The organism is Anaerococcus hydrogenalis, from assembly GCF_002871895.1.
GTDB classification, from domain to species: Bacteria; Bacillota; Clostridia; order Tissierellales; family Peptoniphilaceae; genus Anaerococcus; species Anaerococcus hydrogenalis.
This window is the reverse complement of sequence record NZ_PNHP01000003.1, coordinates 178,038-201,568: the sequence shown is the minus strand read 5'-3', so window position 1 is coordinate 201,568 and position 23,531 is coordinate 178,038. Positions and strand designations below refer to the sequence as shown.

The window sequence follows — 23,531 nt, the reverse complement described above, 5'->3', positions numbered from 1 at the left end:
AAATATAAAGGAGAGAAAAAATGAACGAAGCTTTAGGAATGATCGAAACAAAAGGATTAGTAGGAAGTATTGAAGCAGCAGATGCTATGGTAAAAGCAGCTAACGTTACTCTTGTAGGAAAAGAACATGTTGGTGGAGGACTTGTAACAGTTTTAGTTAGAGGAGATGTAGGAGCTGTAAAGGCAGCAACAGATGCAGGAGCTGCAGCAGCACAAAGAGTTGGAGAATTAATTTCAGTTCACGTAATTCCAAGACCACATACAGAAGTTGAAACAATTTTACCAAAAAATAAATAAGAATCATGAAATATGATTTATCAAACTTTTATAAAGATTTAAAGCTAAAGTTTAATAAATCAAATGGCAAGGAAGTTATTCTATTTTTGATGGAAGAATTTTCTAAAACTATAAGTTTAAAAGATGAAAGAGCCATTATCGCTGTCGGTAATGAGCTCGCATCTTTTCTTAGAGTAAAGGGTCAAACAGACTTTGCTTATAAGATTTATAAAGTAATACAAAAATTAGTGTTAGACAGCTACGGATTTATTTCAAAAGATTATGCCAGTCTTCTAATAAATATATCAAACTGCGATATTGTTGCTAAAAACTATGACATGGCAATTAAAAATTTAAATGAAACTGAAAATATTTTAAAAGAACTTGAAGATACAAAATATTTGATGGCAAGCGTATATAATAATAGGTCTCAGGCTTATAGGGCAAAAAACATGCTTGATTTAGCCCAAGAAGATATTGAAAATGCCCTAAAAATTATAGAAAATGGAGAAAAGATAGCTGTGTCTAAAATTAATCTTGCAGAGATTTTAATACTCAAAAAGAAGTTTGGCAAGGCCTTGGTAAATGCCAATGAGGCTATATTTTATTATGAAAAAAATAAATTAAGACTTCCACACTTGGCTAACGCTTATGCAACAGCTGCCAATATTTACTATAATAATAAAGAATACTATACATCTATATATTATTACGAAAAAGCCTTAGAGGTATTTGATGAAACTGTCGGTAAGGGTCCAGTAAGGGATATTTTAGTTAAAAACCTTAATCAAGCTAAAAAACAAAGGGCTATGTCATGAAAGGTATTGAATTATCAAAAAAATATTTTAATGATATAGCCTATCCTATATTTAAAGACACTTGTCCAGAAATTTTAGATATTGCATCAATTGGACTTGTAGGAGAAGGCTCTGAATGTTTTGGTCTTGATGATGATATTTCAAAAGATCATGATTTTGGTCCTGGATTTTGCATTTGGTTAAAAGAAGATGATGTAAAAATTTATAAAAATAAAATTGAGTCTGTACTCAAAAAATTACCTAAGGAATTTTTAGGCTTTGAGAGAGTAGATTCAAAGCTTTCAGATAAAAGAGTGGGCTTATTTTCTTTAGAAGATTTTTATGAAAAATACACATCATATAGGAAGTTTCCAATTAATGATATAGATTTTTTAAAAATTCCAGAATCTTTCCTTGCTACTGTTACTAATGGAGAAATTTTTTTAGATAATTGTAGTCTATTTTCAGATTATAGAAAATATTTACTAGATTTTTATCCAGAAGATGTAGTTAGAAAAAAACTTGCAGCCTATTTATTTCAAATGGCTCAAGCTGGACAATATAACTTAAAAAGATCTCTTGATAGAAGTGATATTTCAGCAGTTTTTTTTGCAAAGGCTGAGTTTATGGAAGCTTTATTTGGAGTGCTTTTTTTATTTGCAAAAGTTTATATGCCTTATTATAAATTAAGATATAAAAGACTAGTACAAATTAAGTATTATCCTGACCAGTTATTTGAGGATATGAATAAATTTTTCTTATCAAATGATAAAAAAGACCTTGTTTATTTGAGTGAGAAACTAAGTCTATATGTAAAGGATATATTAAGGTATAGGTCTATTACAAGATCAGATGATGATTTTTTATTAAATCACGCTATTGAAATACAAAATTCAATTAAAAATCCACAAATTAGGGCCATTAATTTGGTGAAAGGAAATTAATATGAGATATTTATTTACAAATATTGATAAAAACTTGATGAAAGATATAGTTGAGGATTATAATTTATCATGTATTTTCGATGAACTTTCTTGGATTTTAGATTTTGAATGGAAAAACTTTGACCAAATTAGGGGGATTAATGGCAGGGCAGTGTGCCAGGATTCACCAAAAGAATTTTTTATTATGAGACTTGCTCAATATTTAGCTTATAATAAAAAAGTTATAAATTATATATACGAAGACTTAAAAGAAGCAGAAAAAAATTCTTTTAATCCAATTTTTGATAAATATGCCAGGATGATGGAATTTACGGATGAGGATAAGTTTGTATCTATTAAAGAAAATTTAGAAATCTTATCACCAGTTAAGCTTCATTTATTGGAAAATATTAAAAATATATTAAACTTAAAGTCAACGGATACTCCAAAGGAACTCTTAAGAGTAAGGCCAAAAGAGACTGAGGATAAAAGGATTTCATCTAATGATTATTATATAGCAGAAATTTCATCTTTGTCTTTAAAAAGCTTGTGGGCTATTGAAGAGATGATAAAAGATCCTTCTTATAACTTGGAAGAAAGTATTTATGAAAATACAAAGTACTTATTTAAAAAACTAAATGATTAAGGAGTAAAAATGATCAATAAAGAAAAATTATATTCCATTGGTCAAGCTTCAAACAAGGCAGATGTATCTACTAGAACTTTAAGACATTATGAGACTATAGGGCTTATTAAACCTGACTTAGTTAAAGAAAACGGATACAGGTATTATACAGAGGATACTATCCTCTTAATTTCTATAATAAAATACTTACAGTTTATGGATTTTTCATTGGATGAGATTAGAGATTTTATATTTAATGCAGATTATGATGATGTTAGTAGAACTTTTAATGAACTAATTAAAAGAACAAGCAATGATATAAAAAGATTAGAAGAAAGATTAACTATAATAAAAGATTGGAATGAGTTAATATCAGAAGCATCTTCAGCTTTTTTAATCGGAAATAACACTCCTAGTATTAAATATATAAAAAAAAGTGATTTAATTTCTTATCCAATAGATTTTTCTTTTTATTATGAAGATACTGTCCTAGATTTAGACTTTGCAAATTTTGTAAAAAGTAAGGATAACAAGATAACAGGTCCTGTTATGTTTTATTTTGATTCTTATATTAAAAGATTAAAATATGAGAAGGAACATAGGCCTATAAAGGGTCTATACATACAAAAAGCAGTAAAACCAATTCTTGATAAGAAAATCACCTTCACTATTAAAGATGGATTTTATGGATCAATTTATCATTTTGGAAAATATGAAAATTTAAGTAAATCTTACGAAAAACTTAGAAGTTGGGCTAAAAAATATAGGTATAAATTATCAGATGAGGTTATAGAAAGATTTGTAGTGGATTCTTGGACTTTTAGAGATGAAAAAAAATATGTAACAGAGATACTAATACCCATAGAAATGAAAGTAGAGGAAAATAAATGACATTTTCAGTAAAACCTACTATAAATGTTGGAGATGATAGCCTAGAAATTTTAAATTCTTTAGACGTTAATAAAATATTTTTTGTAACAGATCCATTTGTAGTAGAAAGTAGAATGATAGACCAAGTAACAAGATTATTAGATAGAAATATTTCTTATGATATTTTTAGTGAAATAAAACCAGACCCTAGCCAAGAATTAATTGAAGAAGGAAAAAAAGCCCTAAAGGCTTCAAATCCTGATTTAATTTGTGCAATTGGGGGAGGATCTGCAATCGATGCTACTAAGGCTATTATTTATGACATATACAATGAAGAAAAAACAAAGAAAACTTTTGTAGCCATTCCTACAACAGCAGGTACAGGAAGTGAGTCTACAAATTTTGCAGTTGTAACAGTTGGTAATGATAAAAAAGTATTAATAGATGATATAATGCTTCCAGATTATGCCCTATTAATTCCAAAATTTACAAAAACTGTGCCAAATTTCATTACAGCTGATACAGGAATGGATGTACTTACTCACGCAATAGAGGCTTATATTAGCAAAAACTCATCAATATATACTGATACTTTTTCAAAAACTTGCATAGAAACAGTATTTGAAATTTTACCAAAAGTTTATGATGATGGAGATAGGCTAAAACTTAGAGAAAAGATGCTAGAAGTTTCAAACATGGCAGGAATTGCCTTTAATAATGCAGGACTTGGAATTAACCATTCTCTAGCCCACACTATTGGTGGAACTTTCCATATTTCTCATGGTAGATTAAATGCAATACTTCTTCCTTATGTAATAGAATATAATTGTAAAAATTCAGAAGAGGCTAGAAAAAAATTAGATAAATTAGCTCAAGAACTAAACCATAGGGACTACACTTGCCTAATCAAAGTGATAAAAGAAATGAATCAAAAATTCAATATTCCAGAAAAATTAAGTGGACTTGGAAAAATTGATGAAAAATCTTACCATGATGCTATAGAAAAAATGGCACTTACAGCCCTAAACGATAGGTGCACACCAACAAATCCAGCCTTGGTTACAAAATTTGATTTGGCAAATATCTTAAGAGATGCCTTTTAAAAATGAATATATAAAGAATACTTCTAAATTTCAATGTGTCAAAAAAAGGATGGTTATAATTTAATTAACCATCTTATTTTTTTAAAAAAAATAAAGTGATTTTTATTCTGTGAGTGTTTTTTCTTCTTTTATGTTATACTTTTAAAAGAAACTATGGGGGTGATAATGTGTGTGATAATAAATATTCTGTTGTTTTAAAGAAGGTTTCTAAATTTTTTGATGATGAAGAAATATTAAAATCTGTTGATTTGGAATTAGAAAAAGGAAAATTTTATACCCTTTTGGGACCTTCTGGTTGTGGAAAGACTACAATTTTAAACCTTATTGCCGGTTTTTTGGAAGCAAATTCTGGAGAAATTTATATAAATGGTGAAAATGTTTTGAATGTACCTGCAAATAAGAGGACTGTTAATACTGTTTTTCAAAATTATTCTCTTTTTCCTCACATGAATGTTTTTGATAATGTTGCCTTTGGGCTTGAAATTAAAAAAACTGATAAAAAAATTATAGAAAAAGAGGTTAAAAAAGCTCTTGATATGGTTAATTTATCTGGTTTTGAAAAGCGTGAAATTTCTCAAATGTCTGGTGGACAAAGGCAAAGAGTTGCCATAGCTCGTGCAATTGTTAATAAACCTGATGTGCTTTTGCTAGATGAGCCCTTGTCTGCTCTTGATATGAAGCTTCGTAAGTCTATGCAGGTCTTACTTCGTGATTTGCAATGGGAGCTGGGTATTACTTTTGTTTTTGTAACCCACGACCAAGAGGAGGCCCTTGCTATGAGCGATTGGATTTTTGTAATGGATAAGGGAGAAATTGTTCAACAAGGAAGTCCAAAAGATATTTATGATGAGCCGATAAATCGATATGTTGCCCAATTTATTGGTGAAAGTAACATTTTAAAGGCTAGGATGGTTGATGATTATAAGGTTGAATTTTCAAATAAAACTTTTGCCTGCTCTGATGCTGGAATTAATAAAAATGAAAGGGTTGAAGTTGTAATTAGACCTGAAGATATTAATATTCTTCCAATAGATGAGGCTGATATAGTTGTAAATATTGATAATATTTTGTACAGGGGAGTTTTTAATGAATTAATTTGTTTTGATTCTTCTGACTTTAGGTGGAAAATTCATACAACAAGAAATTTTGAAGAGGGCGATGATATAGGGATTTCTTTTGACGCAGAAAATATCCACGTTATGCGCTATAACGAAAGCGAGGATGATTTTGATAAGAGAATGGAAAAATATGCTATAGGAGAAGATGATGGCTAAAAAATACCAAAAATTATCAGCTATTTATTATATTTGGATTTTAATTTTTATAATTGCCCCAATTCTTCTATTAATTTACCAATCATTTTTTGATATTTATGGAAATTTTACCTTTAACAATTATATTTCCTATTTTTCAAATAAAAATTATATGATTATGACCTTTAATTCTATCTTTACTGCATTTTTGATAACAGCCTTTACCCTCTTGTGGGCCTATCCTTTTTCGTATTTTTTATCCAAGGCTAAGCACAAAGATTTTATCTTGCTTTTGGTAATCCTTCCAACTTGGATAAATTTGGTTTTAAAGGCCTATGCCTTTATTGGACTTTTTAATAAAAATGGAAGTATTATGGGGTTTTTAGGACTTGCAAGTAAGGGGGTTTTGTTTACAAATCCTGCCTTTATTTTGGTTGCATCCTACGTTGAGCTTCCCTTTATGATAATTCCGATTTTTAGGGCTATAGATTCTATTCCAAATGAATATATAATTGCAAGCGAAGATTTGGGAGCAAGTAAGTTTCAAACTTTTAGAAAAATAATTCTTCCCCTTTCTATGGACGGTGTAATGGCTGCAAGTCAAGCTGTTTTTATTCCTTCTCTTTCCTTGTTTTTGATTACAAGAATTATTGGTGGAAATAAAATTATAACCCTAGGAGCTGCAGTAGAAGAACATTATTTGGTAACTCAAAATTGGGGCATGGGATCGACTATTGGTTTGGTTTTGATTTTTATGATGTTTGGAGTTATTTCTATTTTAAATAAAAAGGCGGTCAAAAATGGAAAATAAAAAAAATGGACTGGGAAATTTATACTTGATTTTTTTATTTATAGTAATGTACTTACCCCTAGGATTTTTGATTTTTTATTCCTTTAATAGCGGGGGTAATATGAATGTTTTTGAAAGCTTTACCCTAAAATACTACAAAAAAGTTTTTGAGGACGAAAGATTAATAAATATTGTAATAAATACCCTAATAATTGGACTTTTATCATCTTTAATTGCAACAATTATTGGAACGCTTGGTGCTATTTCAATTTACTATATGAGGGATAAAAATTTAAAAAAGAAAGTTTTAAGCCTAAATTCGGTTTTGATGGTTTTACCTGATGTAATGATGGGGGCCTCATTTTTGATTTTATTTTCATTTTTAATAAAAATTCCCATGGGATTTTATTCTGTTTTGCTCTCTCACATTGCCTTTTCGATTCCAATTGTGGTTTTGATGGTTCTACCAAGACTTTACGCCTTAAATTCTGATATGATGAAGGCTGCGGAAGATTTGGGAGCAAATGATATTACTATTTTAAATAAAATTATCCTTCCAAATATTGCAAGTGGAATTTTTGCGGGATTTTTTATGGCTCTAACCTATTCTCTTGATGACTTTGCAGTTACATTTTTTGTGACAGGATCAGGATTTTCTACTCTTTCTGTAGAAATTTATTCAAGAGTTAGGACAGGAATTTCTCTAGAAATAAATGCCCTTTCAACCATGATTTTTATTTTGTCCTTAATTTTGGCAATTGGCTATTATGTCATACAGAGTAGAGAAGAAAAAAGGAGAGCAAGATGAATAAGGTTTATAAATTTTTTATAGGAATTTTAACTATTGGTCTTCTTTTATTTTTGGGACAAAAAAAATTAAACGAAAAAGAAAAAGACCAGGATTCGAAAAATATTTATTTTTATAATTGGGGAGACTATATCGATCCTCAAATTATAAAGGATTTTGAAAAAGAAACAGGCTATCACGTAATATATGAAACTTTCGATTCTAACGAGGCCATGATGGCAAAAGTGGAGCAGGGAAAAACTTCCTATGACTTGGCCTTTCCATCAGAATATACGGTTGAGATGATGAAAGATAAGAAACTTTTGAAAAAATTAGACCACAAAAAAATAAAGGGTCTTGATAATATAGACTCTAGATTTTTAAACTTATCATATGATCCAAATAACCAATATTCAATTCCGTATTTTTGGGGATCTTTTGGTATAATTTATAACAACAAAAAGTACAAAAAAGAAGATTTTTCATCTTGGAAAAATTTGTGGGATCCTAAATTTGAGGGTGAAATCTTATCCTTTGATGGGGCAAGGGAAACATTGGGAATTGGACTTTTGGCAAATGGAAGATCTTTAAATGAAACTGATGAGAAAGTTTTAAGGCAAACTAAGGATGAATTAGTTGGTTTTATGAAAAATGTAAAGGCAATCCTTGCTGATGAGATAAGAATGTACATGGCCCAAGGCGAGGCTGATGTTGGAATTACATTTTCTGGAGAGGCCTCAATGGCAGAATCTATTAATAAAAATCTTTCTTACACGATTCCAAAAGAAGGATCAAATATTTGGTTTGATACCATGGTTATTCCAAAAACATCAAAAAATACCAAGGGGGCTTACGCCTTAATAAATTATCTTTTAAGGCCAGAAGTTGCAGCAAAAAATGCAGATTATGTTTGGTATCCAACTCCAAACAAAAAGGCAATGAAATATATTGACAAAGAAGCAAGAGATGATAAGACCTTGTATCCAGACGATGAAGATATAGAAAAGTTGGAAGTTTTTAAAAACCTTGGCAAGGAAAGAACAATATTATATAATGACTTGTTTTTAGATTTAAAAATTTCCCCACATGCTGATTAATAAGGTCCTTGTCAAATTTGGCAAGGATTTTTATAAATTTAAGGAATGAATATGGAAAGAGAAAAAAGATTGAAAAAAATTCAAAAAATAGGCTATGGCTTGGGAGATATTGGGTCCAATTTTTCTTGGACTTTTATATCTTCTTTTATAATGCTTTATTGCACAAATATTATAAAAATTGACCCTGCCATAATTGGGTCCTTGTTTATGGTATCAAAAATTTTTGATGGAATAAGTGACATAATAATGGGAAGAATTATTGATAAAACCAATAGTAAAATGGGCAAGGCAAAAATTTGGTATCTGATTTCAATTTTTCCGACTGTGATTTTTACCTATCTTTTGTTTAATGTGAGAGATGATTTCAGTCAAAATGGAAAATATGCCTATGTATTTTTAATTTATTCCTTGCTTGGAACAGTTTTTTATACTATGAATAATATTTCCTATTCGGCTATGACAGCCCTTTGTACTAAAAATAAGGAAGATAGGGTTGAGATGGGATCTTTTAGGTATTTTTTTGCCATGATAGCCATAGTTTTTATAAACTCTTATAGCCTTAATTTGATAGCTTATTTTGGTAAGGGAGAAAAAGCTTGGTCAAAGCTTGCCCTTATTTATTCAATTATCGCCCTTATATTTTTACTTATTCCTGTATTTTCAGTAAAAGAGCTTAAAGATGAAGAGATAAAAAGTGATTTTAAAGTTTTCCAAAGCCTAAAAATTTTACTTAAAAATAAATATTTTATCCTCATATTTTTTCTCCATATTTTCACCTACTTATCAATTGCTCTTTCATCAACTATGATGGCTTACTTTGCAAAATACAGTTTAAAAAATACAGATAGGCTTATTACAATAAATATTTTCACCTATCTACCAATAATATGTGCCCTTCCCTTTATACCAAAGATTACTAAAAGATTATCTATGAGAGATGCTGGAATATTAGGCCATAGTATAGGTTTGATTGGGGGATTTATTTTAATTATCTCTCTTGTAAGAAAATCATTTATTTTATTTTTATTGGGGATATTTTTAAAATCTTTGGGTACAGCTCCTCAAACAGGAGTTTTAAATGCAATAATAGCAGAAATTGATGATTCTTCTTTTAAAAAAAATGGGAAAAAACTTACTGGAACAATTTATTCATTAACAACTTTTTCCATAAAATTAGGATCTGGCTTGGGAGTTTTTATAAGTGGAATTTTTTTAAAAATTGGTCAATTTGATGGACAAATATTAGATCAAGGACAAAAGGCCTTAAATTTTATTAATTATTCTTATATACTATCGCACGCCCTTCTTCCTCTAATTTCCTTATTTATATTTTATTTTTTAGACCTTGAAAAATTTAATGAAAAATATTAATTTAGATTTTTTAAAATAAATTTTTTAAAGGTTTGTAATAATTTTTATCCTATGATATTCTTATTATGTATTTTGTTACTATATCAATTATAAAAAGCAATTTTTATTGGCATTTTAATTGATTAAATTAAACGAAAAATTTTATATGAAAGAGAAGAATATGGAAAAAAACAAATCACTTAACGGACTTTTTAGTTTTGATGGAGATGCAACTTTAAGAGAGTCCTTGCCTCTTGCTTTTCAACATGTTATAGCAATGATAGCAGGATGTATAACTCCAACTTTAATTTTTGCTGGAGCAGCAGGACTTAATCCTTCAGACACAATTATCATGATTCAAATTTCTCTTATAGGATCAGCCCTAACAAGCTTACTTATGATTTATCCTATAAAAAAAATTGGGTCAAAACTTCCCATGATTTTTGGAGTTTCCTTTTCCTATGTTCCAACTATGATTGCACTTTCAAGTCAGTTTGGAGCAAGAGGACCCAAAGAAGTTGTGGCCATAGTTCTTGGAGCTCAAGTAATAGGAGGAATTTGTGCCATACTTTTTGGGCTTGGATTAAAATACATAATGCCACTTTTCCCACCCCTTGTTTCAGGAACAGTTGTTCTTGTAATTGGTCTTTCACTTTATCCAATTGCAATTACAAATATTGGAGGAGCAGGAAGCGTGGATGTAGCTGGATGGGGAGCATGGCAAAATTGGCTTGTTGGAGGAATAACTTTAATTTTATCCCTAGGCTTTACCCATTTTGGAAAGGGAATGGTAAAACTTGCTAATGTATTATTTGCAATAATAATTGGATACATAATTTCCTTATTTTTTAATATGGTTGATTTTTCATCAGTAAGTCAAGCCGGATGGATTTCTGTTGTTGAACCATTTCATTTTGGAATATCCTTTGAGCCATCAGCAATTTTTTCAATAACAATTATATTTATTGTAACAGCCATTGAAGGAATAGGAGATATGACCTCAACAACTGTTGGAGGAATGAATAGGATTCCTTCAAAAAGAGAATTGAGTGGTGGAACTATAGGTTTTGGTGTGGCAAATATATTTTTAGCTGCACTTGGTTGCCTTCCAACAGCAACATTTTCACAAAATGCAGGAATTGTTTCAATAAATAAGGTTATAAATAAAAAAGTATTTACCCTTGCTTCATTAATAATTTTGGTGTCAGGACTTGTGCCAAAATTATCATCAATCCTTACAACAATCCCATATCCAGTTTTGGGAGGAGCAACCCTTTCAATTTTTGCTGCTATAACAATGAATGGGATTAGGATGATAACAAGCCAACCCCTATCTGCAAGAAATACTTCAATTGTTGGAGTATCAATAGCACTTGGAATTGGATTTACATCAGTTGTATCAAGCGCACAAATAGCAGGAGTTTCCTTTATGCCAGAAGGACTTTCAATAGCAATCGGATCATCACCAGTTGTACTTTCAACAATCTGTGCTATTTTGATGAACCTATTAATACCAGAAAAAGAAGAAGATAAGGCAAAAGAAGATTCTATAGAAAGTTTAGAATTAAAAGAAATAGAAAATTAAATAAAAAATATTGGGGATGTAAGTTAATTTCATCCCTAAAATTTTACTTAAAAAAGGAGTGAAAATGTTAAAAGATAAAAAATATTATAATTTAGTAAAAAAACAATTAGATAAGGATAAAATATTAGAAAAATTTGAAAAAAATAATGGAAAAATTACAAGTGTAATGGAAATTGACGTGGTAAAGATACCAGAAAATGTAAATATAGACCAAAAGGAAGACCATGAAAATGGAATTTATGCTTTTGGGGTAAGTTTTTCAAATATAAACCAAAATGCAGGAGTACTTTTAGATATAAAAGAATTTAAACCCTTATCACCATTTTGGATTTTTAACCAAGATAAGAGTCAAAAGGATATAAGCCAAAATGATTTGAAATTTTTTATGGAAACCTTGGTAGAAAATATAGAAGATGGAAATACAAATTTTCCAATCTTTGTCTTTTATAATAGCAAAAATAAATTATCCATATCTCCTCAAGCTATAGATCCCTTGGATATATTAAAAAAATAAGAAGGACTCCTTCTTATTTTTTTGCTTTTGTATCCAAAAAATATCTAATTTCCTTATAAAAGAGGGATAAAATATAGGCTCCTGTTAGCATATATAAGTTAAAAGAAATAGACTTAAATCCCTTAAAATCATTCACATCCATATCAAGATAAACTAAAACCATAGATAAGATCATAATTATAATAATGGTAAAAAAAACTGCAAGCAAAAACTGGTTTTTATATTTTTTACTCTTGTACAAGTCAAAATGATCTGAAAAAAGCAGAGTTACAAAGATAAAAATTAAATCTCCAACTAGAAGAAGTCCACCGCTCATATTAGTTTTTAAAAAATAAGCCCCCATTGTTAAAAACAAAATAAGTAAGATAAATACCCTGAAAAGATTAGGCTTAAAAATTTTAATCAATTTTTTTATCATAAAATCCTCCTATATAGATAATATCACAATAAAAAGAAATTTATCTATATAATTTTAAATTGGGTAAAAAATATTATATAGATTGGAGGAAAATATGGCAATTTTTGATAGGAAAAATGAAAAGGCATTTGAACAAATAGTGGATTATTATGAACTAAAAGATATAAGAAAAGAAGATTTAGAGATTATTTTTAATAATTCAAGTATGTTTGCTGGTGGAGGGATCAATGCCCTATACGCACAAAATTGGCTTATGATAAAACAGCTTGATAGACTTAATAAAAATATAGAAAAATTATTGGAAAATAAAAAATATATATAAAAAATACTAGAAAATTTATTAAACCATAAATTTTCTAGTATTTTTTATATATTTAAATTCACTAAGCTATAATAAGTTCTATACCTTTATCTTCTATGATTTCTTTCCACTCATCATCTATTTTATCATCGGTTATTATCTTATCTATATCATCAAGTTCTGCAAAATGTGTAGATTTTACTTGACCAAACTTAGATGAATCAATTAAAAGTATTACTTCTAAAGAATTTTTGATAATTATTTTTTTACTTTCAAGCTCATAAGAATTTTCACAAGTAAGTCCTAGTTTTGGATGAATTCCAGCAGCTGACAAAAAAAGTTTTGAAGCTCTTATATTTTTTATCATTTCTATACTAGATGGTGATCCAATCATACCAGAATCCCTATGCAAAAGTCCTCCACCAATTATAAGATCTATTTTATCTTTAAACAATAAATTTATAAGATTATTTGATGAAAAAACTAAAGCTGTGCATTTTATATCATTTGTCATAGCTTGACTTAATTTTTCTGTTGTTGTACCGGTATCTATAATTATTATGTCATCTTCTTTTATCATGGAGCTTGCTTTTTGTCCAATTAAAAATTTTTCCCTATCTTTTATCATTGAATTTGTTCCAAGATTGTACTTATTATCCTCAAAAGGATTATCTTTTTTAGAATTATATACAATAGCTCCATGAAAAGTTTCAATAATATTTTTTTCTTCCAAAACTTTTACATCACGTCTAATGGTCATATCAGAAACATTCAAAAAATTTGCAAGCTCTTTTACGCTTGTTCCATTATTTTCTTTTATAATTGAAATTATTTTTTCTAGCCTATCATCTTTTTTACTCATATAAATCCCCTTATTATTAATATTGTACCATATATGATTAGAAATAATAAAAAATACAATAGTTGACAAGTTTTGTTGTTGTAATAACAACAAATTATAAAAAAATAACAAAATAATGTTGACAAATTATCAAATCGTGATAGAATGTAAATAAATAAACAAAGCATGCTAAAAAATAATTTTAAGAAAAACATTTTCAAAAAGGAGAAAAAATGGAAAATAAAGAAATTTTTAAACACATAGACCATACTTTATTAAAAGCATATTCAAGTTATGAGGATATAAAAACTCTTTGTGATGAAGCGGTTAAAAATCAAACAGCATCAGTTTGTATCCCTCAAACATATATAAAAAGAGTAAAAGATAATTATCCATCTTTGAATGTTTGTACAGTTATTGGCTTTCCTCTTGGATATAATTCAACAAAATCAAAAATTGTAGAGGCAGAAAATGCTATGGAAGATGGGGCAAGCGAAATTGATATGGTAATTAACATATCAGATGTTAAAAATGGTGATTATCAAAAGGTAGAAGATGAAATAAAAGCTTTAAGAAAAACTTGCCAAGGAAAAATCTTGAAAGTTATTGTTGAAACTTGTTACCTAACAGATGATGAAAAAATAGAAATGTGCAAGGCCGTAACAAATGCCAAAGCTAATTATATTAAAACTTCTACAGGTTTTGGTACAGGCGGTGCTAAGATGGAAGATATTTTATTATTTAAAAAACATATAGGAGAAGATGTAAAAATCAAAGCTAGTGGTGGAGTAAAGAGCAAAGAAGATTTGATTGCTTTCATTGAAGCAGGATGTGATAGAATTGGAACATCTTCTGCAGTAAAAATGTTAACAAAGTAACAAAAAAGGAAAAAATCATGATAGATAAAAGAGTATTTTTAATAGTTTTGGATAGTTTTGGAATAGGAGAGATGCCAGATGCAGATAAATTTGGTGATGAGGGCTCAAATACTTTAAGAGCAATTTATAAAAGCCCAAAATTTTCCTGTCCAAATCTAGAAAAATTAGGCTTATTTAATATTGATGGTGTTGAGCTTGATAAAAGCATTAAAAATCCAAAAGCTTCTTTTGCAAAAATGAAAGAAGCATCTAATGGAAAAGATACAACAACAGGTCATTGGGAAATGGCAGGAATAATATCAAAAACTCCTATGCCAACATTTCCAAATGGGTTTCCACAAGAATTTATAGATGAATTTTCCGAAAAAGTTGGAAGAAAAGTTTATTGTAACAAGCCTTATTCAGGAACTGAAGTTATAAAAGATTATGGAAAAAAACATCTAGAAGAAGGTGGACTAATAGTATATACTTCAGCTGATTCAGTTTTTCAAATAGCAGCTCATGAAGATGTAGTTCCAGTTGAAAAATTATATGAATATTGCCAAATTGCAAGGGATATGTTAAAAGATGATCTTGGAGTTGGAAGAGTAATAGCAAGGCCTTTTGTAGGTGAAATTGGAAATTTTGAGAGAACAAGAAACAGACATGATTTTTCACTAGAACCTCAAGGTCCTACAATTATGGATAGTTTGGTTGAAAATAATTATGATTCAATTGGTGTGGGTAAAATTTATGATATATTCGCAGGAAAATCTATAAAAGAAACTCATCCGATGAAAGATAATAAAGATGGAATGGATATTACCATAAAATTAATGGACAAAGATTTTAAAGGACTTTGTTTTGTTAATTTGGTAGATTTTGATATGATCTATGGCCATAGAAATGATGTTGATGGCTACGCAAATGCAATGACTGAATTTGATCAACAATTAGGACTTATGATGGAAAAATTAAAAGATGATGACATTGTAATTATTACTGCTGACCATGGTTGTGATCCTTCTACTCCATCAACTGATCATTCAAGAGAATATGTGCCAATGCTTGTATTTGGTAAAGATATAAAAGAAGGAATAAACCTAGGTGAAAGAAAAACATTTGCAGATATAGGAAAAACTATTGGTCAAATATTTGGTTTAGATAGTCCAATAAGTGGTCAAGGTTTTTATGAAGAAATAAAGAGGTAAAAAATGAAATTATTACTAAATTTATTGGGCATATTATTTGTTTTAGGATTTATGTTTCTTATTTCAATAAATAGAAAAGCTATAAATTTTAAAAATATAGCAATTGCTCTTTTTGCCCAATTTTTATTGGCAGGACTTTTGATTAAACTTCCTGCAGGAAGAGCTGTTATAGCAACAGTTTCTGATGGAGTTGTAAAAGTATTATCTTATGGAGCTGAGGGAATAGCTTTTGTATTTGGTTCTTTGGGAGATCCAAAAGCACCAACAGGAATGATTTTTGCTTTCCAAACTTTAACTAATATTGTATTTATATCAGCCCTTGTTGCAGTTTTATATTATGTTGGAATTTTAGGATTTATAGTATCAAAAATTGGTTGGGTTATAGGAAAAGTATTTAAAACATCAGAGGTTGAATCTTTTGTAGCAGTAGCAAATATGTTTTTGGGACAAACAGATTCCCCAATACTTGTTGCAAAATATTTAAAAATAATGACAGATTCTGAAGTAATGCTTGTTTTGGTATCAGGAATGGGATCAATGTCAGTTTCTATTATTGCAGGCTACACAGCTTTAGGAATACCTATGCAATCATTATTAATAGCATCAACTCTTGTTCCTATAGGATCAATTATTATTTCAAAAATTATTTGCCCACAAACAGAACAAGTTAAAGAGCTTGGCGAAATAAAAATGGATAATAAGGGTAATAATGAGAATGTATTAGATGCCTTATCAGCAGGAGCTATGGATGGAATGAATATGGCCATGGCAATAGGTGCATCACTAATTGCTATAATCTCAATTGTAGCTCTTTTAAATGGAATACTAGGAGTTTTTGATATATCATTTGAAAAGGTTTTATCATATATATTTGCCCCAATAGGTTATTTAATGGGACTTGAAGGAAGCGAAGTATTTAAGGCTGGAGAGCTTTTAGGTTCAAAATTGATTTTAAATGAATTTGTTGCTTTTGGTAAACTTGCTCCTATGCTTGATGCAATGAATCCAAGAACAGGATTAATGCTTGCAGTTTCTCTTGCAGGATTTGCAAATGTAAGCTCAATAGGAATTTGTATATCAGGAATATCTGTACTATGTCCAGAAAAAAGACCAACCCTTGCAAAACTTGCAGTAAGGGCAATGATTGGTGGATTTTGTGTAAGTTTACTATCATCAATGATAGTTGGAATATGGATGCTATTTTAAGGAGGAAATTATGAGAATAGTTGATATTATTGAAAAAAAGAAAAACAAAGAAGAATTAACAGATGCGGAAATAGGATATTGGATAAGCGGAGTAACAGATGGATCAATTCCAGATTACCAAACATCAGCTTTATTAATGGCAATTGTATTAAATGGAATGACAGATCACGAAACAGCAAAACTTGCAGAAGCTATGATGAATAGTGGAGATGTGATGGATTTATCAGATATAGAAGGAATAAAATCTGACAAACATTCTACAGGAGGAGTTGGAGATAAAACATCAATTGCCCTTGGAGCAATAGTTTCAGCTTGTGGACTAAAACTTGCCAAAATGAGTGGTAGAGGATTAGGACATACAGGAGGAACCCTAGATAAATTAGAATCAATTGAAGGATTAAATATATTTTTAACAGAAGAAGAATTTAAAAAACAAGTAAATGAAATAGGATTTGCAATAATAGGACAAACTGGAGAATTAGTACCAGCAGATAAAAAATTATATGCCCTAAGAGATGTCACAGCAACAGTAAATTCAATTCCTTTAATTGCCTCATCTATAATGAGTAAAAAACTAGCATCAGGTTCTGATACGATTTTACTGGATGTAAAATATGGTGAAGGGGCCTTTATGCATACAATTGATGATGCAAAAAAACTTGCAAGGGCAATGATCAATATAGGAAAAAAACTTGGAAAAGATACAAGGGCTATGATTACAGATATGAATCAACCTTTGGGAAATACAATTGGTAATGCACTTGAAGTAAGAGAAGCTATAGAAACAGTAAGGGGAAAGGGCCCTAAAGATTTTACAGAATTGGTAATAACTGCTGGAGAAATTATGCTTATGCAAGGAAAAATTGCAAAGGATAAAAGTGAGGCAAGAAAAATGCTTAATGATGCCATAAATTCTGGTAAGGCCTTTGACCAACTTAAAAAAATGGTAGCCTACCAAGGTGGAAATGTAGATCAAATTGAAAATCCATCATTATTACCTAAGGCTAAATTTATAACAGAAATGAAAGCTAAAAATGAAGGCTATATTGAAAATATTCATTCCATGAATTTGGGAATATTATCAATGAAACTTGGGGGAGGCCGTGAGAGAAAAGAAGATAACATTAACTATGCAGTAGGTCTTGAAATGAAAGTTAAAAAGGGAGACAAGGTTAAAAAAGGCGACCCACTTTGCCTAGTTTATCATGACGAAAAATTAGAAGAGGATTGGATAGAAAGCTTTTATGATACCTTTACCTATTCAAAGGAAAAAACTAAGCCGATTGCCATAGTTGAAGAAATTTTACAATAAAGAAAAATTCTAGCAAATTACTACTTGCTAGAATTTTTTTCTTTAAAATTTTTAATATATATAGATATTATTATACTTAGGGCAAATAAAATAATTGATCCTATATATATTATTTTATTAGGTCTTTGCCTTGATATTATTCCAAGCATAGCCCATAAATATCCTATAATTAAACCAGGATTTTTATTTTCTTTGTAGACAAATATAATTGTTGCACTTAAAAGGATTAATAGAATAAAGGCAAAAATTATTGTAAAAAGAGAGGACGGATCTTTTTTATTTTGGCCCAAATACATCAAGATATTTGTAAAAACAAAAAATATAAGAAAACCCGTATGGATTCCTGTAGGAATTGTTATGGTATATTTATATTTTTTAGAAAAATCCTTGTATTGGTCAATTATTCTTACCATAGTAATTAAAACTAAAGAATATCCCATTATAGCGATTAGGGCAGGCATTAAGTAGTTATTATTTACCATAACACTATAAATTCCATTCGCCATATTCCAATAAATAAAAAGTGGCATCAATTTTTCATAATAAATTTCCTCATCAGTCATTGTAAGATTTTTTATATAAGGCAAGAGCAAAAATATAAGAGAAAAAATATAAATAAGGGGCCAAATATAAAGGCAAATCTTATCAAAAACCAAGGGATTATCATGGGTTTTTAGAATATCTATGTACTTATATTGAAAAAATATCCCCCTGTATCCCATATAAGAGAAAATAAGTGTCAAGATGAACATGACAAGTCCAATTATATAATTTTTATTTTTTATTTTCATAAATCCTCCAAATTCTATTTACTTATTTACCCCAAATTTATAAAAATTAAATTTATTCTAAAAAACTAGAGTATTTTTTATAAATTGACAATTTATATATTAATAATGTATTATATGGATAAGAAAAAAATGTGGGGGTATTTATGAAAAATTTAAAGAAAAAACTTGTTTTTGTAGCAGTTTTGTCCTTATCTTTTTGTGTGAGTAAAGTAAGCACTTATGCATCAAGTCCTAAGGATGAAATTATTAATAGTGCAAATTCAATAGTGGAAAAATTAGATAAGAACACCAATGATTTGAATAATTTAAAGGGCGAAAAAGAATCAAAGGAAATCTTAGAGGCTAGGGATAAATTTAATGGATTATTAGATAAACTTCCAAAAGAATATCTTAAAGATTTTCATATGGGTGATGAGGTCAATAATTTGGACCTGATTAAAAATAAAACTAGACTTTTAGAAGTTTTGGAAGGGTATTTTAAATTAGATGAGGGCATGAAGAAAAATTTATTTGACCCATATAATAAAATTAAAGATGGATTAAAAGATGAAAATTTAAGTTCAGATGATGTTGATAAGTTAATAAAAGATTATAATGAAAAATATAAGAACTTATTAAAAGAAGAAAGCTCATCAAATAAAAGTACTAGTAAAGGTGCAAAACTTGTTAAATTAGATGATAAAGACAAATCAAATTTAAGCAAAACTCCAATAAATAATGAAAGAAAAGCTTCTAACGTAAAAACTGGTGTAAAAAGCCTATCAGCGGTGGGCATATTTTTATTTGGATCACTTATTATCTTAAAAAAGATAAGAAGTATATAGGAGAATAAAATGAAAAATAAATTTTTAAAAGCTGGATTGCTTGCTTTAATTATAGGATTTTTTACTCCATTTTATGTAAAAGCAGACCAAGATAATTCAGTTTATGAAAAAGATGTGATTGAAACAATTGAAAAGGTAGAAAATTCAAAAAATAAAAATATTAAAGCATATAACCAAGCTTTGATAAGACTTGCAAGAAAAATCAGTCCAGAAGATCAAAAAGTTCTAGATGAGAGCCAAAGTTTGATAAAAGAGGCTGATGAAATTTTAGAAAAGCTTAGGGCTTTAAAAGAAAGTAAAGAAAAGACAGAAGATCCAAGTGATTTAGTAGAAAATTCAAATAGCAATGATATTTCTGATATTGAAGATCAAACAAGCACGGAAGATTCATCTAATCTAGATAATTTAAGTCAAGGTTACAAGCTTAAAAATGAGCAATATATGAGCCTTGAAAAAGGAACTTTTTGTTTGGGACCTGTTTGTCCAGAAGGCTGGCCAAAAATAAAGGGAAATATGAATTCTTACAATAAGAAAAAAAATGAATTTATATATCATACACCAGGCCAAAGAGATTTTGATAAAATCAGTGATGAAAATATAATTTGGTTTAAATCAGAAGAATATGCTAAAAAATCTAACTTTAGACCAGCTCTAAGATAAGAACTAGGACCCATTTTTGGGTCTTTTTTCATGTAAAAAAGCTTGACAATTTTTGTTTTTCAAATATCTTAAATATAGGTGATAAAAATGATTAAAGAAAAAATTATAGAAAATCTTGGCATTATTTACTTGGAAAGGCCCAAAGTTTTAAATGCCTTGAATTTAGAAATGATAGAAAGTATAGAAAAAATTTTAAAAAAATGGGAAGATGATGATAAAATTATGGCTGTTTTGTTTGATTCACTTTGTCCAAAAGGATTTTGTGCTGGTGGAGATTTAAAGTCCATTTATAATGACTATCTTTTAAATGATAAGTGTGAAAATAAGGACGAATTTTACCAAAAAGAGTTTATCCTTGATGAGTATGTTAAAAATTACAAAAAACCTATTATTAGCCATTATTTTGGAGTAGTAATGGGAGGAGGAATTGGCCTTACTATCAATTCTGATTTTATTATTTGTGATGAAAGTGTAAATTGGGCAATGCCAGAAACTAGACTTGGTTTTGTACCAGATGTTGGTGTTTGTAAACATCTTTCAAAACTTCCACAAGATGTCGGCCAATATCTTGGTCTTTGTGGGGAAAGTTTAGAAAGTTCAGATTTAATAAGCTATAATTTGGCAGATCTTTATATTAATTCTAAAAATTATGAGAAAGTCTTGGATATTTTAATAGAGCTTACAAAAAATTACCAAGGCCAAAATTTAATAGAAGAATTAAAAAGACAAACTGAAGAATTTAAGGCTGAAAAAATAAGTTCTAGTCTTGATGAAAATATGGGAAAAATTGAAAAATATTTTTCATTTTCAAGCCTTGATGAGATTCTTCAAAGCTTAGAAGAAAACAAAGATGATGACTTTGCTCAAAAAACTTTAGATAATTTAATACAAAAGTATATTTTCATGCTCCAAGTTCAATTTGAAAAATATTTCCTATGCAAAGACTTAAGTCAAGATGAGGTCTTTGACCTTGATTTAAAAATTTTAAAATATTCAAGAAAAACTGGGGCTATGAAAGAGGGCATAAGGTCATTGATAATTGATAAGGAAAGTGCCAATTGGAAGGAAAAATCCCTAGACCAAGTTTCAAATGAAAAGGTAAAAGACTTATTAGGAATTGAAAAATTTTATAGAGAAGGATAAACTAAAAATTTTCCCATTTCGACCGAGTGCAACGAGCGGAGAAATCTCTTGAGATCTCTCCATGCGTTCGTTTCACTCACTTAGTCGAGATGGTACTTAGCTTAATTTTTATTTAAAAATAAAATATTATCTAATTTCATACTTTGTATATGCTCTGAAACTTAGCTAAAGCTAGGTTTATTTTTTTATTAAAAATCAATTTGATTAAAAAAATTTTAAATTATATACTAAATAAAAAAGGAGAAAACATGGACGTATTATTAGTTATTGATTTACAAAATGATTTTATAGACGAAGCCTTGGGAAATGATGGTAATGAAAAAATTGTTAAACCAATTGAAAAATTAGTAGAAAATTTTGATGGAGAGGTAATTTTTACAAGAGATAGTCATGATGAAAATTATTTACAAAGTCTTGAAGGATCCCATCTTCCAGTTACTCATTGTATTAAGGGCTCTCACGGTTGGCAGATAAGAATTGATACAAAAAATAACAAGGTAATTGACAAGCCATCTTTTGGATCTTATGACCTTGTTGATTATTTGAAAAAATTAAATGAAAAAGAAAAAATAAAAAATATTTATATGACAGGTATTTGCACAGATATATGTGTTTTATCAAATGCAATTTTAATAAAAAATGCCCTTTTGGATACAGAAGTAACTGTATATGAAAATTTGTGTAAGGCTACAAGTGAAAAAAACCACCAAATAGCCTTAGATGCAATGAGAAATTGCCAGGTAATAATAAGTAAATATTTGGAAAAATAAAATTTTTAAGAATTTTCCCATCTACTTCTTTTAAATATTATATTAATTTTTTAAGTAAAATTTCTTTTTTCTATGATATAATATTTTAAAAGGAGTAAAGATGGGTTTTTTGATGTTTACAAGTATAGAATTATCCTTATATGCCATTAATTCTATGATTGATTTTGATAAGAAAAAACAAATAAAATATGCAGCAGGCCTGATGTTTTTGGTCTTTTTTATATTTGCAGGACTTAGGGGAAGTGGAGATGCTGATTATTATAATTATCTTTACTTTGCTAAAGACATAGGAACTGACTTATCCAAGGTTTTTTCTGCCTACCCTGTTGAAATTGGCTTTAGAATTTCTTCTTATCTTATAAATGTTTTGGGAATTTCTAGACAGGCTATAATTATTTTGATGAATTTTTTATCTATAGCCCCTACAGCCTATATTTGCCTAAAAGAAAGTGAAAATTCTTTCTTGTCGGCCATAATTTTTTTGCCGATTTTTATCCAATTTGATATGCAAACTTCAAGGACGGCATCGGCTATTGGACTAGGTTTTTTAAGCATTTACTTATTTAGCAAAAACAAAAAAATAAAATCTCTATTAGCTCTTTTGCTTGCCCTTTCTTTTCACAAATCGGCCGTTATCTTGTTGCCATTTTTTGTTTTGATGAAAATTGACCTATCAAAAACTTTTCAAATCATAGCTATGGGACTTAGCTTTTTAGTTTCAGTTTTTTCCAAGCAAGTTTTGATGGTTGTTGGACAAATTTTATCTGCTATTGGAATGGGTACTATGAGCTTAAAGATTACAAGCTACACTTTTCAAGGGACCTTTGCCAAGGAAATGAGCTTTATTGACCCTAGAATTTTATATGCCTTGTTTTTATTTTTAACTAGCTTAATATACTTTAATAAAAAAGAAATTAAAAAAATGTCTATAGAGGATATAAGCATAAAGGCAATTTGGTTTTGTGCCATAGTTTTGTTGGTATTTAGGTCATCAACAGCCATAGCCTTTAGATTTTCAAACTTTTTTGGAATATTTCAAATGCTTTATCTACCAATTTTATTAAAAAAACTTAGAAAAGAAGATGAGTATGTTCACTTTTTAGTTTACTTGTCCATTTTTGTTTATATAGTGCCCTACGCCATATTTTTAATGGTAAATGCACCGACTTATGGATTTTTCTTTACAAATGAACAAGCTATACTATCACTAAAAAATTAGGAGGAAAAA

At 29.0% G+C, this 23,531-nt stretch carries 26 protein-coding genes; 23 read left to right on the top strand and 3 right to left on the bottom strand.

The window, feature by feature from the left end; translation table 11 throughout:
• The first annotated feature begins 20 nt into the window (after nt 1-20).
• The 13 genes from eutM (at nt 21) to CJ192_RS05685 (ending at nt 11,969) form a co-directional block, all read left to right on the top strand.
• On the top strand, nt 21-296 hold the full coding sequence (gene eutM / locus CJ192_RS05745) for an ethanolamine utilization microcompartment protein EutM (protein ID WP_004813762.1): 276 nt from the start codon (nt 21-23) through the stop codon (nt 294-296).
• A gap of 5 nt (nt 297-301) precedes the next feature.
• On the top strand, nt 302-1,093 hold the full coding sequence (locus tag CJ192_RS05740) for a tetratricopeptide repeat protein (RefSeq protein ID WP_102198084.1): 792 nt from the start codon (nt 302-304) through the stop codon (nt 1,091-1,093).
• Entirely contained in the window at nt 1,090-2,016 is a 927-nt protein-coding gene (locus CJ192_RS05735; RefSeq protein WP_102198083.1) for a DUF4037 domain-containing protein, read from the top strand. Before CJ192_RS05740 ends, CJ192_RS05735 begins: the two co-directional genes overlap by 4 nt.
• A 1-nt stretch (nt 2,017) precedes the next feature.
• Nucleotides 2,018-2,641, top strand: a complete 624-nt coding sequence (locus CJ192_RS05730; RefSeq protein ID WP_102198082.1) for a DUF4125 family protein — start codon at nt 2,018-2,020, stop codon at nt 2,639-2,641.
• Nucleotides 2,642-2,650: 9 nt separating this feature from the next.
• Entirely contained in the window at nt 2,651-3,511 is an 861-nt protein-coding gene (locus tag CJ192_RS05725; protein ID WP_102198081.1) for a MerR family transcriptional regulator, read from the top strand.
• A complete protein-coding gene (locus tag CJ192_RS05720; protein ID WP_102198080.1) occupies nt 3,508-4,593 on the top strand; it encodes a 1-propanol dehydrogenase PduQ in 1,086 nt (361 codons plus the stop codon). Before CJ192_RS05725 ends, CJ192_RS05720 begins: the two co-directional genes overlap by 4 nt.
• Before the next feature lie 167 nt (nt 4,594-4,760).
• Nucleotides 4,761-5,867 carry an ABC transporter ATP-binding protein gene (locus tag CJ192_RS05715; RefSeq protein ID WP_004817975.1) on the top strand — a complete coding sequence of 369 codons (1,107 nt, stop codon included), beginning with the start codon at nt 4,761-4,763 and terminating at the stop codon, nt 5,865-5,867.
• Nucleotides 5,860-6,657 (top strand): ABC transporter permease, encoded by a 798-nt coding sequence (locus tag CJ192_RS05710; protein WP_004817922.1) that lies wholly within the window; start codon nt 5,860-5,862, stop codon nt 6,655-6,657. The genes CJ192_RS05715 and CJ192_RS05710 overlap by 8 nt, the downstream gene beginning before the upstream one ends.
• A complete protein-coding gene (locus tag CJ192_RS05705) occupies nt 6,647-7,444 on the top strand; it encodes an ABC transporter permease (RefSeq protein WP_102198079.1) in 798 nt (265 codons plus the stop codon). The genes CJ192_RS05710 and CJ192_RS05705 overlap by 11 nt, the downstream gene beginning before the upstream one ends.
• Entirely contained in the window at nt 7,441-8,520 is a 1,080-nt protein-coding gene (locus CJ192_RS05700) for an ABC transporter substrate-binding protein (RefSeq protein ID WP_102198078.1), read from the top strand. The genes CJ192_RS05705 and CJ192_RS05700 overlap by 4 nt, the downstream gene beginning before the upstream one ends.
• 51 nt (nt 8,521-8,571) lie before the next feature.
• Nucleotides 8,572-9,891, top strand: a complete 1,320-nt coding sequence (locus CJ192_RS05695; protein WP_244897289.1) for an MFS transporter — start codon at nt 8,572-8,574, stop codon at nt 9,889-9,891.
• A gap of 160 nt (nt 9,892-10,051) precedes the next feature.
• Nucleotides 10,052-11,455, top strand: coding sequence for a uracil-xanthine permease family protein (locus tag CJ192_RS05690; RefSeq protein WP_244897288.1), 1,404 nt, complete (start codon nt 10,052-10,054; stop codon nt 11,453-11,455).
• Nucleotides 11,456-11,519: 64 nt separating this feature from the next.
• Entirely contained in the window at nt 11,520-11,969 is a 450-nt protein-coding gene (locus tag CJ192_RS05685) for a hypothetical protein (RefSeq protein WP_004813733.1), read from the top strand.
• Nucleotides 11,970-11,982: 13 nt separating this feature from the next.
• On the opposite strand, the gene CJ192_RS05680 is transcribed toward CJ192_RS05685, so the two are convergent.
• Nucleotides 11,983-12,387 carry a hypothetical protein gene (locus CJ192_RS05680; protein ID WP_102198075.1) on the bottom strand — a complete coding sequence of 135 codons (405 nt, stop codon included), beginning with the start codon at nt 12,385-12,387 and terminating at the stop codon, nt 11,983-11,985.
• Between the two features lie 94 nt (nt 12,388-12,481).
• Here CJ192_RS05680 and CJ192_RS05675 point away from each other — a divergent pair, with 94 nt between their 5' ends.
• Nucleotides 12,482-12,709 (top strand): hypothetical protein, encoded by a 228-nt coding sequence (locus CJ192_RS05675; protein ID WP_102198074.1) that lies wholly within the window; start codon nt 12,482-12,484, stop codon nt 12,707-12,709.
• A 61-nt stretch (nt 12,710-12,770) separates the two neighbouring features.
• On the opposite strand, the gene CJ192_RS05670 is transcribed toward CJ192_RS05675, so the two are convergent.
• Nucleotides 12,771-13,550: a DeoR/GlpR family DNA-binding transcription regulator gene (locus CJ192_RS05670; protein WP_102198073.1), complete on the bottom strand. Its 780-nt coding sequence runs from the start codon at nt 13,548-13,550 to the stop codon at nt 12,771-12,773.
• 212 nt (nt 13,551-13,762) lie between these two features.
• Between CJ192_RS05670 and deoC the strand changes: the two genes are divergently transcribed.
• From deoC to CJ192_RS05650, 4 genes are read left to right on the top strand one after another with little or no spacing between them, the layout of a single operon-like run.
• The gene (gene deoC / locus CJ192_RS05665; RefSeq protein ID WP_102198072.1) at nt 13,763-14,407 is read left to right on the top strand and encodes a deoxyribose-phosphate aldolase; all 645 of its coding nucleotides are present in this window, start codon (nt 13,763-13,765) and stop codon (nt 14,405-14,407) included.
• A gap of 17 nt (nt 14,408-14,424) precedes the next feature.
• On the top strand, nt 14,425-15,597 hold the full coding sequence (locus CJ192_RS05660; protein ID WP_102198071.1) for a phosphopentomutase: 1,173 nt from the start codon (nt 14,425-14,427) through the stop codon (nt 15,595-15,597).
• A gap of 3 nt (nt 15,598-15,600) precedes the next feature.
• The gene (locus CJ192_RS05655) at nt 15,601-16,803 is read left to right on the top strand and encodes a NupC/NupG family nucleoside CNT transporter (RefSeq protein ID WP_102198070.1); all 1,203 of its coding nucleotides are present in this window, start codon (nt 15,601-15,603) and stop codon (nt 16,801-16,803) included.
• A gap of 10 nt (nt 16,804-16,813) precedes the next feature.
• Entirely contained in the window at nt 16,814-18,115 is a 1,302-nt protein-coding gene (locus CJ192_RS05650; protein WP_102198069.1) for a pyrimidine-nucleoside phosphorylase, read from the top strand.
• Nucleotides 18,116-18,135: 20 nt separating this feature from the next.
• Here the strand turns inward: CJ192_RS05650 and CJ192_RS05645 are convergent, their stop codons facing one another.
• Entirely contained in the window at nt 18,136-18,906 is a 771-nt protein-coding gene (locus CJ192_RS05645; RefSeq protein ID WP_102198068.1) for a TspO-related membrane protein, read from the bottom strand.
• A 143-nt stretch (nt 18,907-19,049) separates the two neighbouring features.
• On the opposite strand from CJ192_RS05645, the gene CJ192_RS05640 reads away from it, so the two are divergent.
• From CJ192_RS05640 to CJ192_RS05620, 5 genes are all read left to right on the top strand, one after another.
• The gene (locus CJ192_RS05640; protein ID WP_102198067.1) at nt 19,050-19,730 is read left to right on the top strand and encodes a hypothetical protein; all 681 of its coding nucleotides are present in this window, start codon (nt 19,050-19,052) and stop codon (nt 19,728-19,730) included.
• 9 nt (nt 19,731-19,739) lie between these two features.
• The gene (locus CJ192_RS05635; protein ID WP_102198066.1) at nt 19,740-20,390 is read left to right on the top strand and encodes a sunset domain-containing protein; all 651 of its coding nucleotides are present in this window, start codon (nt 19,740-19,742) and stop codon (nt 20,388-20,390) included.
• A gap of 87 nt (nt 20,391-20,477) precedes the next feature.
• Nucleotides 20,478-21,533 (top strand): enoyl-CoA hydratase/isomerase family protein, encoded by a 1,056-nt coding sequence (locus tag CJ192_RS05630; RefSeq protein ID WP_102198065.1) that lies wholly within the window; start codon nt 20,478-20,480, stop codon nt 21,531-21,533.
• Between the two features lie 248 nt (nt 21,534-21,781).
• Nucleotides 21,782-22,303, top strand: a complete 522-nt coding sequence (locus tag CJ192_RS05625) for a cysteine hydrolase family protein (RefSeq protein WP_102198064.1) — start codon at nt 21,782-21,784, stop codon at nt 22,301-22,303.
• A 100-nt stretch (nt 22,304-22,403) separates the two neighbouring features.
• A complete protein-coding gene (locus CJ192_RS05620) occupies nt 22,404-23,522 on the top strand; it encodes an EpsG family protein (RefSeq protein WP_102198063.1) in 1,119 nt (372 codons plus the stop codon).
• Nucleotides 23,523-23,531: the final 9 nt, after the last annotated feature.

What these genes read in the sequence shown, in the direction of transcription:
- eutM (WP_004813762.1), top strand. Translation starts at nt 21, where the DNA reads ATGAACGAAGCTTTAGGAATGATCGAAACAAAAGGATTAGTAGGAAGT.
- CJ192_RS05740 (WP_102198084.1), top strand. Translation starts at nt 302, where the DNA reads ATGAAATATGATTTATCAAACTTTTATAAAGATTTAAAGCTAAAGTTT.
- CJ192_RS05735 (WP_102198083.1), top strand. Translation starts at nt 1,090, where the DNA reads ATGAAAGGTATTGAATTATCAAAAAAATATTTTAATGATATAGCCTAT.
- CJ192_RS05730 (WP_102198082.1), top strand. Translation starts at nt 2,018, where the DNA reads ATGAGATATTTATTTACAAATATTGATAAAAACTTGATGAAAGATATA.
- CJ192_RS05725 (WP_102198081.1), top strand. Translation starts at nt 2,651, where the DNA reads ATGATCAATAAAGAAAAATTATATTCCATTGGTCAAGCTTCAAACAAG.
- CJ192_RS05720 (WP_102198080.1), top strand. Translation starts at nt 3,508, where the DNA reads ATGACATTTTCAGTAAAACCTACTATAAATGTTGGAGATGATAGCCTA.
- CJ192_RS05710 (WP_004817922.1), top strand. Translation starts at nt 5,860, where the DNA reads ATGGCTAAAAAATACCAAAAATTATCAGCTATTTATTATATTTGGATT.
- CJ192_RS05705 (WP_102198079.1), top strand. Translation starts at nt 6,647, where the DNA reads ATGGAAAATAAAAAAAATGGACTGGGAAATTTATACTTGATTTTTTTA.
- CJ192_RS05700 (WP_102198078.1), top strand. Translation starts at nt 7,441, where the DNA reads ATGAATAAGGTTTATAAATTTTTTATAGGAATTTTAACTATTGGTCTT.
- CJ192_RS05695 (WP_244897289.1), top strand. Translation starts at nt 8,572, where the DNA reads ATGGAAAGAGAAAAAAGATTGAAAAAAATTCAAAAAATAGGCTATGGC.
- CJ192_RS05690 (WP_244897288.1), top strand. Translation starts at nt 10,052, where the DNA reads ATGGAAAAAAACAAATCACTTAACGGACTTTTTAGTTTTGATGGAGAT.
- CJ192_RS05685 (WP_004813733.1), top strand. Translation starts at nt 11,520, where the DNA reads ATGTTAAAAGATAAAAAATATTATAATTTAGTAAAAAAACAATTAGAT.
- CJ192_RS05680 (WP_102198075.1), bottom strand. Translation starts at nt 12,387, where the DNA reads ATGATAAAAAAATTGATTAAAATTTTTAAGCCTAATCTTTTCAGGGTA.
- CJ192_RS05675 (WP_102198074.1), top strand. Translation starts at nt 12,482, where the DNA reads ATGGCAATTTTTGATAGGAAAAATGAAAAGGCATTTGAACAAATAGTG.
- CJ192_RS05670 (WP_102198073.1), bottom strand. Translation starts at nt 13,550, where the DNA reads ATGAGTAAAAAAGATGATAGGCTAGAAAAAATAATTTCAATTATAAAA.
- deoC (WP_102198072.1), top strand. Translation starts at nt 13,763, where the DNA reads ATGGAAAATAAAGAAATTTTTAAACACATAGACCATACTTTATTAAAA.
- CJ192_RS05660 (WP_102198071.1), top strand. Translation starts at nt 14,425, where the DNA reads ATGATAGATAAAAGAGTATTTTTAATAGTTTTGGATAGTTTTGGAATA.
- CJ192_RS05655 (WP_102198070.1), top strand. Translation starts at nt 15,601, where the DNA reads ATGAAATTATTACTAAATTTATTGGGCATATTATTTGTTTTAGGATTT.
- CJ192_RS05650 (WP_102198069.1), top strand. Translation starts at nt 16,814, where the DNA reads ATGAGAATAGTTGATATTATTGAAAAAAAGAAAAACAAAGAAGAATTA.
- CJ192_RS05645 (WP_102198068.1), bottom strand. Translation starts at nt 18,906, where the DNA reads ATGAAAATAAAAAATAAAAATTATATAATTGGACTTGTCATGTTCATC.
- CJ192_RS05640 (WP_102198067.1), top strand. Translation starts at nt 19,050, where the DNA reads ATGAAAAATTTAAAGAAAAAACTTGTTTTTGTAGCAGTTTTGTCCTTA.
- CJ192_RS05635 (WP_102198066.1), top strand. Translation starts at nt 19,740, where the DNA reads ATGAAAAATAAATTTTTAAAAGCTGGATTGCTTGCTTTAATTATAGGA.
- CJ192_RS05630 (WP_102198065.1), top strand. Translation starts at nt 20,478, where the DNA reads ATGATTAAAGAAAAAATTATAGAAAATCTTGGCATTATTTACTTGGAA.
- CJ192_RS05625 (WP_102198064.1), top strand. Translation starts at nt 21,782, where the DNA reads ATGGACGTATTATTAGTTATTGATTTACAAAATGATTTTATAGACGAA.
- CJ192_RS05620 (WP_102198063.1), top strand. Translation starts at nt 22,404, where the DNA reads ATGGGTTTTTTGATGTTTACAAGTATAGAATTATCCTTATATGCCATT.